The sequence below is a fragment of the Flavobacteriales bacterium genome (assembly GCA_020435415.1).
Taxonomy (GTDB): Bacteria; Bacteroidota; Bacteroidia; order JACJYZ01; family JACJYZ01; genus JACJYZ01.
In genome coordinates this window covers 21,664-35,287 of the sequence record JAGQZQ010000029.1, presented here as the reverse complement: position 1 = coordinate 35,287, position 13,624 = coordinate 21,664, and the positions used below count along the sequence as shown (strand labels likewise).

General features: G+C 49.0%; 11 protein-coding genes. 7 read left to right on the top strand and 4 right to left on the bottom strand.

The window, feature by feature from the left end; translation table 11 throughout:
* Together KDD36_06835 and KDD36_06830 are read left to right on the top strand one after the other, a co-directional pair.
* A partial coding sequence (locus KDD36_06835; GenBank protein MCB0396349.1) for an LTA synthase family protein occupies positions 1–1,283 on the top strand: 1,283 nt, incomplete at its 5' end.
* A gap of 65 nt (positions 1,284–1,348) precedes the next feature.
* Positions 1,349–1,699: a translation initiation factor gene (locus KDD36_06830; protein ID MCB0396348.1), complete on the top strand. Its 351-nt coding sequence runs from the start codon at positions 1,349–1,351 to the stop codon at positions 1,697–1,699.
* Here the strand turns inward: KDD36_06830 and bshA are convergent.
* Both bshA and KDD36_06820 read right to left on the bottom strand, forming a co-directional pair.
* Positions 1,696–2,829: an N-acetyl-alpha-D-glucosaminyl L-malate synthase BshA gene (bshA, locus tag KDD36_06825; GenBank protein MCB0396347.1), complete on the bottom strand. Its 1,134-nt coding sequence runs from the start codon at positions 2,827–2,829 to the stop codon at positions 1,696–1,698. The genes KDD36_06830 and bshA overlap by 4 nt on opposite strands.
* 530 nt (positions 2,830–3,359) lie before the next feature.
* Complete coding sequence (locus KDD36_06820; protein MCB0396346.1) at positions 3,360–6,386, bottom strand: serine hydrolase; 3,027 nt, start codon at positions 6,384–6,386, stop codon at positions 3,360–3,362.
* 479 nt (positions 6,387–6,865) lie between these two features.
* Between KDD36_06820 and KDD36_06815 the strand changes: the two genes are divergently transcribed.
* From KDD36_06815 to KDD36_06795, 5 genes are read left to right on the top strand one after another with little or no spacing between them, the layout of a single operon-like run.
* On the top strand, positions 6,866–7,162 hold the full coding sequence (locus KDD36_06815; GenBank protein MCB0396345.1) for a hypothetical protein: 297 nt from the start codon (positions 6,866–6,868) through the stop codon (positions 7,160–7,162).
* Positions 7,163–7,169: 7 nt separating this feature from the next.
* Complete coding sequence (mutL, locus tag KDD36_06810; GenBank protein MCB0396344.1) at positions 7,170–8,996, top strand: DNA mismatch repair endonuclease MutL; 1,827 nt, start codon at positions 7,170–7,172, stop codon at positions 8,994–8,996.
* A 35-nt stretch (positions 8,997–9,031) separates the two neighbouring features.
* Positions 9,032–9,856 (top strand): rhomboid family intramembrane serine protease, encoded by an 825-nt coding sequence (locus KDD36_06805; GenBank protein MCB0396343.1) that lies wholly within the window; start codon positions 9,032–9,034, stop codon positions 9,854–9,856.
* Positions 9,857–9,859: 3 nt separating this feature from the next.
* Positions 9,860–10,765: a rhomboid family intramembrane serine protease gene (locus KDD36_06800; protein ID MCB0396342.1), complete on the top strand. Its 906-nt coding sequence runs from the start codon at positions 9,860–9,862 to the stop codon at positions 10,763–10,765.
* 8 nt (positions 10,766–10,773) lie between these two features.
* Entirely contained in the window at positions 10,774–11,892 is a 1,119-nt protein-coding gene (locus tag KDD36_06795) for an endonuclease/exonuclease/phosphatase family protein (protein ID MCB0396341.1), read from the top strand.
* On the opposite strand, the gene KDD36_06790 is transcribed toward KDD36_06795, so the two are convergent.
* Both KDD36_06790 and KDD36_06785 read right to left on the bottom strand, forming a co-directional pair.
* Positions 11,841–12,830 carry a class I SAM-dependent methyltransferase gene (locus KDD36_06790; GenBank protein ID MCB0396340.1) on the bottom strand — a complete coding sequence of 330 codons (990 nt, stop codon included), beginning with the start codon at positions 12,828–12,830 and terminating at the stop codon, positions 11,841–11,843. The genes KDD36_06795 and KDD36_06790 overlap by 52 nt on opposite strands.
* A complete protein-coding gene (locus tag KDD36_06785) occupies positions 12,827–13,588 on the bottom strand; it encodes a glycosyltransferase family 2 protein (GenBank protein MCB0396339.1) in 762 nt (253 codons plus the stop codon). Before KDD36_06785 ends, KDD36_06790 begins: the two co-directional genes overlap by 4 nt.
* Positions 13,589–13,624: the final 36 nt, after the last annotated feature.

Genomic DNA, 13,624 nt, shown 5'->3' with positions numbered 1-13,624 from the left:
AATACGTAGAACCGGAGATGATCCCCTTTGCGCTGAACACACCGTTTACCTTTATTAAATCTGCCTCCGGCACCCACCTGAGCAAAGTTGACTTTATGAGTGAAGAGGAGGCAGACAGACGCATTTCAACCCTCCGCCAAAGCAGAAGCAATGCCCTTCCATTCCGGCCCAATGTGGTCGTCATTATTCTGGAAAGTTTTTCATCGGAGTTTACAGCAGCTGGTCCCGGTCCTTCCTATACTCCCTTTCTTGATTCCCTGATGAAAGAAGGTACGGGGTTTCCCGAAGCCTTTGCAAATGGAAGAAAGTCCATCGAAGGACTGCCCTCCATCCTGGCCGGAATTCCAGCATTATCCGACCAACCGTTTATCTCATCCGTATATGCCGGCAACCGGATCGATGCGCTGCCGGCCCTACTTGCATCCGAAGGGTATCACACTTCTTTTTTTCATGGGGTGGATAAAGGAACGATGGGATTCGATGATTTTTGTGGACTGGCCGGCATTAAACACTACTACGGCCGTGAATCTTATGAAGACATTCATGGAGAAGAAGGCTACGATGGCACATGGGGGATATTCGACCACCGGTATTTTGCTTACTTCTCTTCCGAGATCAGTCATTTTCCCGAACCGTTCTTCACAACCCTTTTCTCCGTCTCATCCCATCATCCTTACCGGGTCCCTGACGACTACCAGGATCGTGTGATCGCCGGTGATCACCCGTTACAAACAGTGATCAGCTATACAGATATCGCATTGCGGGAGCTGTTCAAACGTTTGGAGAAGGAAGATTTTTACAGGCGGACATTATTCGTCATCACTGCCGACCATACCGGTACGCCGGTTTCAGAGCAGGCTCACACCCCCAAAGGTGCATTTACTGTACCTATTTTATATTTTATGCCTGGGCAAACATTACCCACCAACTTCGCTTCGATTACCCAGCATATCGATGTATTTCCGAGCATACTGGATCTGACGGTTAGCCGAAAAAATTATTTCTGTTTTGGCACCAGCGTGTTTTCAGCAGATCACCGGAACGGTGCCATCTCCTATACACAAGGTGTTTACCAGTGGATCACAAAAGAACAGGTGATTCAGCATACCCTGGAATCAATGACCCAAAAGGGGCAAGAGCAAAATGCCGTCAGGGATGAGAACCTTCTGGACCTGGAGGCATTCATTCAGCAATACAACAACCACCTGATCAATAATACCATGACCTACAGGAAGAACAGCAACAGCATACAGCAACAGCATACAGGAGGAGCCGTTCGGTAAACTGTATGCCTGACTGCCATTGTTGAAGAATCTGCTAATTTTATCTTTTCAGAAAGAACATACTTATGGCCGCAAAGAAGAAGACCCTGAATGATTTCAGCCAACTGGTATACTCAACAAACCCTGATTACACCCCGCCGGAAGAAGAACGTGATGAGACACCGGTGGCACCGGAAGATCAGTTACTGGAAGTTCATTTCGAAAAAAAGCACCGGGCGGGAAAGCCAGGTACCCTGATCAAAGGGTTTCAGGGAACGGATGCAGAACTGCAGGAACTGGCCAGATCGATCAAATCAAAATTCGCGACAGGCGGAAGCGTGAAGGATGGTGAGATCTTCATCCAGGGGAAATTCAGGGATGCCATTCTGGATTTTCTGGCATCACGCGGCTTCAAAGTCAAACGCGTAGGGGGTTAGACGCCGGCCTTCTCCAGCAATCCTTTGTACAACGCCTCGTACATTGGTAGTATGGCATGGAGGTCAAACATCTCCGCACGCTTTCTTGCACCCTTCCTGAATTTCTCAAGCCGCGCTTCATCAGACAGGATATAGATCGCCTTCTCGGCCATCATATCAACATCCCCTACCGGACATAAATAACCGGAGACGCCGTCCTCATTCACTTCCGGGATACCGGCCGTGTTCGATGATATCACCGGCAGGTAAGCCGCCATAGCTTCCAGTGCCGCCAATCCGAAGCTTTCAAATTCAGAGGTAAGCAAAAACAGGTCACCCGCCATCAGAAGGGGTTCAACATTTTTGTGCTTCCCCATCATGATCACATCATCGCATATATCCAGCTTCCGGCATAGTTCCTCAACTTCCGCCTTATCCGGACCATCTCCTATCAACATCAGCTTGGCATCCATCACCTCCCGCACCTTATGGAATATCTTTACAACATCTTTTACCCGTTTCACCGGCCGGAAGTTGGAGGTATGCACCAGTACTTTTTGTCCCCCGGGTGCAAATTGCTTTTTCATCGCCGGGATCAGCGAGGTATCATATTCATCAAGGCATACGAAATTCGGGATTACCTCAATGGGCCTCCGGACATCAAAGAACTTGCCGGTATCCTGTTTCAGACTCTCGGAAACGGTGGTAACACCATCGGAATGGTTGATGGCGAATGTAATGACAGGTTCATAGGAACGGTCCTTTCCCACCAGGGTGATATCCGTACCGTGAAGGGTGGTGATATAGGGCAGGCGAATGCCTTTGTCTGCCAGGATCTGCCGGGCCATAAACGCTGCTGAGGCATGTGGGATGGCATAATGCACATGCATGAGATCCAGTTGTTCGTACTGAGCCACATCCACAAGTTTACTGGTCAGTGCCAGTTCGTATGGGGCATAGTCGAACAGCGGGTAATCCTGGACTCTCACTTCATGATAATAGAGGTTAGGCGTAAAACGATCCAGTTTTACCGGCTGGCTGTAGGAAATAAAATGAATCTGATGTCCACGTGCGGCAAGTGCTTTTCCCAACTCCGTGGCCACCACCCCACTACCTCCGAAGGTGGGGTAACAAACAATTCCGATCTTCATAAACCAAAGGTATGGGATTCATGTGAATTGGAGATGCAGTGGAGGCTGGAATGATGTATATCAGAGGTTAGATGGATAGATGTTAGAGGTTAGATGGATAGTCACCTGGAATTACTCAATACAGCTTTTTTCTCCAACCCCGAAGGGGTGAAAGAATTATAGAAAACAGATACCCCGCGGACCCTTGCAGAAACCCACTCCGCACCGGCTGTGGTTTGCCGAATGTACAATGAGAATGATTATCAGCCGGTGCGGAGTGGGTTTCCCTAAATCATAAAAAAATACCGGGCTATAATTCTTTCACCCCTTCGGGGTTATTCATCAGGATGGTAAATACAGATATCGTCGTGCCTGCGTGTTAGATATCTTTATGTAGCCAACGCGTAGCATTTAGATTGGTAGATGTTAGAGGTTAGATGGTGCCATCTTTGAACGCTCTGCACATGCTTGGAAAACCATATTGTTTTAATATAGAGATCCCTCGCTATGCTCGCCGGACAGGCAGGGGATCTACAACCATCAGGCCCGTATTACCCCTCATCATTCTCCACCACCTGATTCACAGGTTGTGATTGCATGGCGTTGTAGAGCACCTCCTGGATATCTGTCCGGATGTCCATCGACATGATCTTCTTGTTTTCCGCATCAGGGCATACCCGGTTGGAGAGAAATATATACACCAGTCCGTTATCCGGATCGGCCCAGGCCAGTGTTCCGGTAAATCCGGAATGACCGAAGCTCAGGTATGACGCACACTTGCATGACGAACCGCCTTTGCCCGGACGCACCTCCGGTTTATCAAAACCGATCCCCCTCCTGTTCTGGTTCACACAATACTGACACCGGGTGAATTCTTCTATGGTTGTCTTATTGATATAACGTTTCCCTCCGTATTCACCCTTTTGCAAAAACATTTGCATCATGGAAGCAAGTGCGAAGGCATCTGAAAACAGACCTGCATGTCCGCAAACACCTCCCATCATGGCAGCACCCGGATCATGAACTTCCGCGTTGATCAGTTGCTTTCGAAAAAGCACGTCGTCCTCTGTCGGAGGGATGCGGTCATCGGAAAATTTGAGGAAAGGTTTGTAGGTCATCCGCGTCAATCCCATGGGCCGGTAGAACACGGAATCCACATATTGATCCAGGGGCATACGGGCATACTTCTCGATGATCTTCATCATATAATAATACCCCAGGTCACTGTAGAGGTAAGTGCCCGGGTTTACGATCGGGGTGTTATCGATCCTCCTGATCATGGTATCCGGATAATCCTCACGGATGTACAGACCTTTACACACACGATGGGGAAATGACGGGGAAGCCACACTCCTGTAGAATTCCCTGGACGGTTCCCGGCCATTCATGGTCTCCTTCCAGAAAGGGATCCATGCCACGAGTCCGGCCTGGTGGGTAAGCACATCACGAATGATAAGGGGTGATTTATTACATCCCGCAGGGAATGACAGGTGTTTGCCCAGACTATCATCCACAGACACCTTGCCTTCGTCCACCAGATGCATGAATGCTGCGGTGGTTGCAGCGATCTTGGTGATAGATGCCAGGTCGTACAGGTCGTCTGTTCGCACGGCACGTTTACGATCATAGGCGTGGTATCCGAATGCTTTGTAATAAAATATGGTACCGTCTCGTGCGGCAAGCACCTGACAACCCGGGTATGCACCTTCGCGGATCCCTCTGTTGGCGATGGTATCTATCTGCCTCAGCAGGTTCTGGTTCATGCCACTGCCTTCAGGAACGGAATACCGGAGGCGTTCCAGTGATCTGGTTTGAATGCCATGTCCCACTTTGTATGTATCCGAAATGCTTACGGGAATTCTGCCCTTGAACGGGATCGCGCCCCATATCGCCTCCGCGGTCATTTTTCGCAGCCAATGAAGGTCTTCATAAGACACGATCACCGCATTTGCCGACATGAGTTCCGGGAGTTTTTCAAGCGCATACGGACTGGCAAACAGACTGAGTACGGTGGTATGTTCTTCGGCGATCTTTGTGATCAGTTTAACCGCATTCGCTTTGATGCCAAAGTTGGAAGACGGGCTGTAGGAGGGATTATGAACACCTATGATTACCAGGTTGTAGGACTCCAGTTGGGTAAGCAGCCTGGACACTTCTTCACGGTCCGGGTTAGCGGAAATGTAAAACGGCTCCACTTCATTGTACATCCTCAGCACATCTATAAAGGCATTGTCTTCATGTTTGCTTCCGGATTTCCCTCCGATGGCAACAGCTGCTACTTTAAGCGTATCCGGTCTCAGGAGGGGAAGCAGGTCAGACTGGTTTTTGACCAGCGTGACCGCTTCTTCAGCAATCCGTGCATTGGCCAGTTCATATCTGTTTGCATTGAGGTCATTTGTCAACCCTTCCAATCTCACCGGCTTATATTTATCCAGACCGGCCCAATGTTTGAACATGAGAATGCGTTTGCATCGCTCATCCACATCTTCCTGGGTGATCTTTCCTTTGGCAATGGCATCCTTGATGGCAACAATGGCCTTTGGTACATCTTCAGAAAACAGCAACACATCATTTCCCGCCAGCAGCGCCATGAGATCCACTTCCCCGGGACCATGGTAGGCGCTCACTCCTTTCATGCTCAGGGCATCCGTAAAGATGAGCCCGTGAAAGTTCATTTCCTTTTTGAGCAGATCGGTCACCACATTGTGAGATAAGGTGGTGGCCAGGTTTTTTGTGGAATCAAGTGCAGGGACATTCAGGTGGGCGACCATGATGCTACCCACGCCACTGTCTACAAGTTGCTTGAAGGGATATAGTTCCACCAGATTCAATCGTTCTCTGCTGTGTTTCACCACGGGCAATGAAACGTGCGAATCCTTATCGGTATCTCCATGGCCGGGAAAATGTTTGGCATTGGCAAGAATATTCCGGCTTTGAAGTCCTTTCATATAAGCGATTCCCTTACGGCTTACATTTCTCTTGTCTTCCCCGAAAGACCTGCTGCCGATCACCGGATTCGCCGGATTGTTATTCACATCCACCACCGGAGAGAAACTGACGTGCACGCCAAGACGGTTCATCTGTTCTCCGATATCACTTCCCATTCTTTCTATCCATTTTTCTTCCGTCAGGGCGCCCAGTGTCATCTGGCGTGGATACCTCACGGTGCTGTCCAGCCTCATGGCCAGTCCCCACTCGGCATCCATCGCAATCATCAGGGGCACCCGTGCTGCCTTCTGGTAAGCGTTGGTGAGTCTGGCCTGACGGACCGGTCCACCCTGCATGAATATCAGTCCACCGATATGGCTGTCCTTCACCAAAGCCATGATCTTTTCCTCATGCGATGCCGTCAGATTGGAATAGGCAGCTACCATAAACAGTTGTCCGATGCGCTCGTCCGGACTAAGGGCTGCCATGACCGAATCTGCCCAGGCATCCTCGCAACACAGGAACGGAGGTAGTTTGTTACCGGGCTCGATCTGTTGGGAGGCTGTGGCATTTCCTTCCCCCGCAAACATAGGAATGGCTATGAATGCCGGTGCCATCCAGCTTAATAAAAAGTTCGTTGTTTTTTTCAATGTCATAGTTACGCTAACAGCTACAAAGAAAACACAATGAATGGACAAAATCGAGGGGGGTGGTATATAGATATTCACATGTCAGATGTTGAAGGATTGAGATATTCCAGGTTGATGATACAGAAGTCTTGAGGGCAGGAAACCAAATTGATCAGATTGGATCCCTCGCTATGCTTCGGGATGACAAGACCGTTTTGTTTAATGGGAGAAAGATAAAAGTGCGCAACTGACATTTTGTTATTTTGACCGATCAGTTGCGCACTTTTATCTTTCCGTTAACCTCATGATTCCTGTCATCCCGAAGCATAGCGAGGGAACTGCCAAGGCAACATAATCTGCCCTTTTATTGTGTAAATTATCAATGCTTTTCTTCAATGATGATTCAGTCGTATCAAACCGAAGCGACCACCAACTGAAATTACTCAAAGCATCACCCCTTCATTACGACGGAACTTGTACCTTTGTAAAAACAGGCCTTTATGAATTTACCCAATCTTCCATCCATGTTCAGAAGGTCCCGGCCCAAGGCTTTCGAATACCAGCCCAGGTATTGGGATGAAGACCGGGAAAGACTGGAAGAGCGCCGCAGGGCTATTCTGGAAGAAAGCAACCCGGATCCGGAGAATCATACCTTCCGGCCTTCCTTCCGCAAGGCCATGATCATGGATCATCCGAGCCATGAGACACGGGCCGAAGGTATTCGACGCGCCAACAGAAGGGTATTGGTAATCATGGCCGTTCTGTTTATCATTGCTTACTTTCTTCTGAACATTTGATACTTCGTTGGCAGATATCATAGACATATTACCAGATCACGTCGCCAATCAGATTGCTGCGGGCGAGGTGATCCAACGCCCCGCATCGATCGTCAAGGAATTACTGGAAAATGCTGTTGATGCAGGCGCTTCTCAGATTCATCTTCAGATCAAGGATGCAGGTCGCACCCTGGTTCAGGTGACCGACAACGGTTGCGGCATGAGCCTATCGGATAGCAGACGTTGTTTTGAGCGTCATGCCACTTCCAAGATCAAGGCAGCCAATGATATCTTCTCGATCCGTACGAAAGGTTTTCGGGGAGAGGCCCTGGCCAGCATTGCCGCCGTTGCACAGGTGGACATGATTACCAAAAGACCTGATGATGAGATAGGCAGCCATGTCGTGATCGAAGGATCCGATCCGGTAAATCACGAGCCCACAGGTTGCCAGGACGGAACACGGATACAGGTCAAAAATCTCTTCTATAATATTCCTGCGCGAAGAAATTTCTTAAAGTCCAATCCCGTGGAGACCCGCCACATCATGGATGAATTTCACCGGGTCGCCATAGCACATCCCGGTATTTCTTTCGGCTTTCATCACAATGAAAACGAAGTGTACCAGCTTCCTGCCGGCCCCTTACGGCAAAGACTCGTGGGATTGTTCGGAAAAAATTTCAATCAGCGCCTGGTGCCCCTGGAAGAAACCACGGACCTGGCAACGATCACCGGCTTTATCGGCAAGCCTGAATTTGCACGCAAAACCCGTGGTGAGCAGTTCTTCTTTGTGAATAACCGGTTTATCAAAAGCTCTTATCTGCACCACGCGGTGCAGTCTGCCTACACAGACCTCATCCAGCGGGACGCCCATCCATCTTATTTCATATTTCTGGAAGTGGACCCCAATACGATCGATATCAACATCCACCCCACCAAAACGGAGATCAAGTTCGAGGATGAAAAGGCGCTGTATGCCATTCTGCAATCCACCGTCAAGCGCAGCCTGGGGCAATACAATATATCGCCTGCGCTGGACTTCGAGCAGGAAAGTGCATTCAGTCACCTTCCGCCACCCACGCCGGGTCAGAAGGTATCTGCGCCGGAGGTAAAGGTGGACAAAGATTACAACCCTTTCCGCGCCAAAACCGAAAAACACGGGCCTTCAGTCGAAGATGCCATGCGTTTTACCCAGGCTATGTTCAGGGAAGATGCCGGTGAAGCAGAGGAGGCACAGGAAGAACAGCACATCATTTCTCCGGAATGGAACAATACCCAGGACTCCAGCAGCACCAAGGTCCGCGCTCAGTTGCACAATACCTTCATCCTGACCCAGGTCAAATCCGGCGTGATGATCATCGACCAGCAACTGGCGCATGAGCGCATCCTGTTTGAACGCTTTCTGGACCAGCTTGAGTTACACCAGGGCCAGTCACAACAGCTGCTCTTCCCCGAGAATGTAGAATTGTCACGGGAAGATTACGACATTTTAATGGAGATCGAAGACGACGTGAAAGCCCTTGGTTTTGACCTGGCACATTTTGGAAAACACAGCGTGGTGGTGCACGGCATGCCCGCAGACCTGGGACCGGGAGAACCGAAGGAACAGATAGAATCCCTGGTAGAACAATACAAAAACAACCGCAGCAGGTTCAGTCTGCCAAAAAGGGAAAACCTGGCACGCAGCCTGGCACGCAATGCTTCTGTCAAAGCAGGAAAAGCACTCGGCTCTGAGGAAATGGACAACCTGATAGACGGCTTGTTTGCATGCCGCCAGCCTTATGTATCACCGGATGGTCGTCCGACAGTAACGACACTGACCCTGGACAGCATACGCCAAATATTCAAAAGCAGATGAGATTCAACGACCAGAGAGGAGGAATATTCGCCGGAATGCCGGTGGTGATCAAAAATCTTCTGATCATCAACGCGCTGATGTTGATGGCGACTTATGGCCTGGCCGGAAAAGGGATCGACCTGAATGACATTCTAGGTCTACACCATTTCCGTTCGGAAAAATTCATGCCGCATCAGCTGATCACACACATGTTCATGCACGGTAATCTTATGCACCTGGCATTTAACATGTTTTCGCTATGGATGTTCGGCCGGACCCTTGAACAGGTTTGGGGTGCGAAGAAATTCCTCATCTTTTATATGATCTGCGGACTGGGTGCAGGTTTCATTCAACTTGGGGTTAATACCATCGAGATTAACAAGGTCGAGAATCAGATCGAAGCATACAAAAGCGCCCCTAACCCGGACGATTTTTTTGTACTAGCGCAAGAATACCATGGGTATATCGACCCGCAGCTGATCCCGGACATTACATTCACAACCAAAGAGGACATGATCCATTTTACGGAAGTTGAATACCGCAACAGCCAGGGTCCTTCTATGGATGAAAGATCAAGAGAGTACGCCGATCTTTTCCTGAGGGGTTTTACCAATGTAGGGATGGTCGGTGCCTCCGGTGCGGTTTTCGGTATACTTGCAGGATTCGGGCTCCTGTTTCCAAATGTTATGCTAATGCTTCTCTTCCCTCCTATTCCATTAAAAGCAAAATACTTTGTTGCCATCATGGCGCTGTTTGAATTATTCTCGGGCATAAACCCTTCTCCTGGCGACAGCGTTGCTCATTTTGCTCACGTAGGCGGCGCACTCGTCGGTTTTCTTGTGATCAAATACTGGGAAAGCAAAGGACGGCGAATACTTTAGGCCATGGCTCATCTGGTTGACGAAATAAAAAGTTCTTTCCGGTCGGGAAATGTGATCACCCGGCTGATCATGGTGAACCTGGCCGTGTTTCTGGTCTGCCTCCTGGCCAGACTTATTTTCGTTTTTGGACTGCAGGATAAAGCCGAAGCCCACGAAGCATTTCTTTCATTCATTTCCTGGATCGCTGTACCATACGACATAGTTGAACTTCTGTTCAAACCGTGGACCCTCATCACCCATATGTTTGTACAGTATGACTTCTGGCACCTGTTCTGGAATATGATCCTGCTGTTTATGTTCGGAAAGATTTTCATGAGCATCCTTGGTCAATCAAAGATCCTGGCTGTTTATGTCTATGGAGGATTCGCAGGAGTGGCATTGTCCATGATCTTTCATTATGCCTTCCCGGGCCTTCCCATTGGGAACAGCGCCATCGGTGCTTCCGCCGCGATATGCGCCGTTATGTTTATGATCACCGCAACGGTACCGAATTACGAACTTAATTTTATTCTTATAGGACCCGTCAAGATCAAATACATTCTTTTGGTACTGGTGGTTTTTGACTTACTGAACATTGCCAATCTGGATAACATGGGCGGACATGTTTCTCATCTCGGAGGTTCCGCTTTCGGTTATTGGTTTTTCCTGAGAGACCGGCAGGGAAAAAATCCGGCCGGCGGGTTCAACCGGTTGATTTCGGTATTCAGTCCACGCAAAGGCAAACGTTCGAATCTGAGAAAGACCCCTGGAGGGAAACGACGTTTTGTGCCTGACGAGGATTATAACCTGGAGAAGAAAAGCAAAGAAGAAGAACTGAATGCCATACTGGACAAGATCGGAAAGTCAGGCTATGAAAGCCTGAGCAAAGACGAGAAAGACAAATTGTTCAGATATAGCCAGGACCAATAACCATTGCGTTGAAAAAAAGACGCCCCGTTCGTTTTCTCCTGATCACGCTGCATGTGCTGCTTGGTGCCGCATTGATCCTGGCCGTTTTCTCCCCGCAGATTTCACCCAAAACACTTTGGCCGTTTGCTTTCCTCGGGCTCTTCTACCCCATCCTGCTTGCGTCTAATCTGATCCTGAGCATTTATTGGGCCATCAGGAGAGACCGGTTCTTTCTTCCTGCCCTTGGGATATTTATCCTGGGCTGCAGTCCGCTGGGCCAGTTTATTCAGGTGGGTTACGCAGACTCAGATGATGTGTCGGATGGCCATGAACAGATCAGGGTGATGTCTTACAACATTCGCCTGTTTGACTATTACAACTGGACAAACCGGAAGGAGACCAAAGACAGCATGCTTCTTTTCCTGGAACAGGACCAGGCGGATATCTTCTGTTTCCAGGAATTCTTCGCGCAGGATACCACCATTCACATTACGGAAGCCGAGGTGATCAAACGCCTGGGAAAAGCCAGGCATGCACATATTGAATACACCGCCTACGTTGAGAAACACAAACAACACTTTGGCATCGCCACATTCAGCGCCTACCCCATTGTGAACAAAGGCGTGATCTCCTCGGAGAAATCATCCAACAACATTTGCATATTCACGGATGTGGTCATGCATCATGACACGGTTCGCATTTATAACATGCACCTGCAATCTATCCACTTCCAGGCAAAGGACTACCAGTTCCTCGAGAAACTTGAAGAAGGTGAAGGCCAGTTGGAAGATTCCAAACGCATCGTTTCCAAACTGAGGGACGCTTTTGTCAGAAGAGCACGGCAGGCAGAACAGATCCACGGGCACATGCAGCAATGTCCTTACCCCATGATCGTTTGCGGTGACTTTAATGACTCCCCTATTTCATATGCTTATCGCACCATCTCAGATGGCTTGCAGGATTCATTTCTCGAAAAAGGGTACGGATGGGGGAAAACGTATGCCGGTATTTTTCCGGGGGTAAGGATAGACTACATCCTTCACAATGACTATTTCAGGACAACGGGATTTCAGATCATGCCCAAAAGGTATTCGGATCACTTTCCTGTGGAGGCAGTGTTGGAGCCGGTCTTTCGGAAAACCAAATAAACGGTACCGCCCCTCTTCCCCAGTGCATCCACCATATCCATCAACATAAACAACGGAAAGGTGAGGATATAACCCAACTTCATCAACCTAAGTAACCAACCCGGCTGATCGGCAGTGTAATCTTTATTTCCTTTCAGATATTCGTATAGCAATTCCCTCTTTTTGAAGAAAATATTCAGAATACTCTGCTGATATCCGAAAGGGTTATACTCGATACTGAAATGATGTTCTGACTCCAGTGAAAACCCGAGAGGCTCCAGTGCTTTGGTCAGTGAATCCGGTGGCATCAGCCACAAATGCCTGGGCGGGTCCAGGTGCAACCACCTGCCTTTGAACCACGCTGCCTGCCTGCTGCCCGCATTCGGGTATGATATCATCAACACGCCTCCCGGCTTTAAAATGTTCGAGATGATTTTCAGGTACTTGACGGGTTCCGGAAGATGTTCAATCACATGAAACAAGGTCACGGCATCCAGACTGGCAGCAGGAAAATCATGCGCCTCCAGTTCGCCGGTTTTAAGTTTGAGATTAGGGATTCTTGAGGCCCGTTCTGCTGCTTTTCCCGGTCGCTCTATCCCAAACAGTTTATATGATCCGCAGGAAGATAACGCATCCAGAAAGCCACCGCTTCCACAACCAAGATCCAGAACAGCACCATGTTTCGGAATCCATTTTGCCAACCGCTTGGCACGGTTATGCCTGAAGTAATCCAGCACCCGTTCAACCATCCCTTCGAATTTCTCGTCCTCTTCTCCATAGTAGCTATCATCATACGCCGCATTCAGTTGCTCAGATGTCGGATACGGATAGAGAAACCATGCACCGCAATCCTCACAGGAGAACACATCATAAGTATCACCGGCAATATCCGTTGTCGGAAACAGGTTGGCGCAGGCATGCCCATGACAAAACACACATTGTGGTTCGGATGCTATCATCCTTGTTTTCCGGTTCTGGTCGTGTACAGGTCATTGCGAACCAAGCCCGCTGAATGAAGAAAATGACTCAGCGACGTACGTAGCACCCCCAGACCATAGGTCACACTGCGACTGAAATTAATGGAGGAGGCTCCTTTGAAATACTTGGTCGGGCACGTTACCTCGGCAATCTCATACCCGGCCATCACAATTTGTGACAGCATTTGGTTATCAAACACAAAATCATCAGAGTTCTTATGGTAAGAAATGTGCTCAAGTACTTCTTTGCCAAACGCCCGGTAGCCGGTATGATACTCACTTAACTTTTCTCCCAGAAGCAAATTCTGAACAAAGGTCAGCAAGCGGTTGGCGATGTATTTGTAAAGCGGCATTCCTCCCTTCAGTGCTCCCTTGCCGAGAATGCGGCTGCCCAATACCACAGGGTAGACATCATTCGCGATGATACTGGCCATGGCGATCACCAGCTTGGGTGTGTATTGGTAATCCGGATGGATCATGATCACAATATCCGCGCCCAGCTCCAATGCCTTGTCGTAGCAGGTTTTCTGATTGCCTCCATACCCACGGTTGGAAGGGTGACGTATCACGTGCCGGATCCCGAGGCGTGTTGCTTCCTGGGCTGTTTCATCGGGACTCGCATCATCCACCAGCACCACCTCATCGACCACATCCATCGGAATCTCCCGATAGGTTTGCTCAAGGGTTTTGCTGGCGTTATACGCCGGCATGACAACTACGATTTTTTTTCCTGACAGCACGGAATGATTATTTGATGTCTTAAAAATATCATTATT

Excerpts from the sequence above, each read along its gene's own strand:
- bshA (MCB0396347.1), bottom strand. The coding sequence starts at position 2,829 with ATGAAGATCGGAATTGTTTGTTACCCCACCTTCGGAGGTAGTGGGGTG.
- KDD36_06800 (MCB0396342.1), top strand. The coding sequence starts at position 9,860 with ATGGCTCATCTGGTTGACGAAATAAAAAGTTCTTTCCGGTCGGGAAAT.
- KDD36_06805 (MCB0396343.1), top strand. The coding sequence starts at position 9,032 with ATGCCGGTGGTGATCAAAAATCTTCTGATCATCAACGCGCTGATGTTG.
- KDD36_06830 (MCB0396348.1), top strand. The coding sequence starts at position 1,349 with ATGGCCGCAAAGAAGAAGACCCTGAATGATTTCAGCCAACTGGTATAC.
- KDD36_06815 (MCB0396345.1), top strand. The coding sequence starts at position 6,866 with ATGAATTTACCCAATCTTCCATCCATGTTCAGAAGGTCCCGGCCCAAG.
- KDD36_06790 (MCB0396340.1), bottom strand. The coding sequence starts at position 12,830 with ATGATAGCATCCGAACCACAATGTGTGTTTTGTCATGGGCATGCCTGC.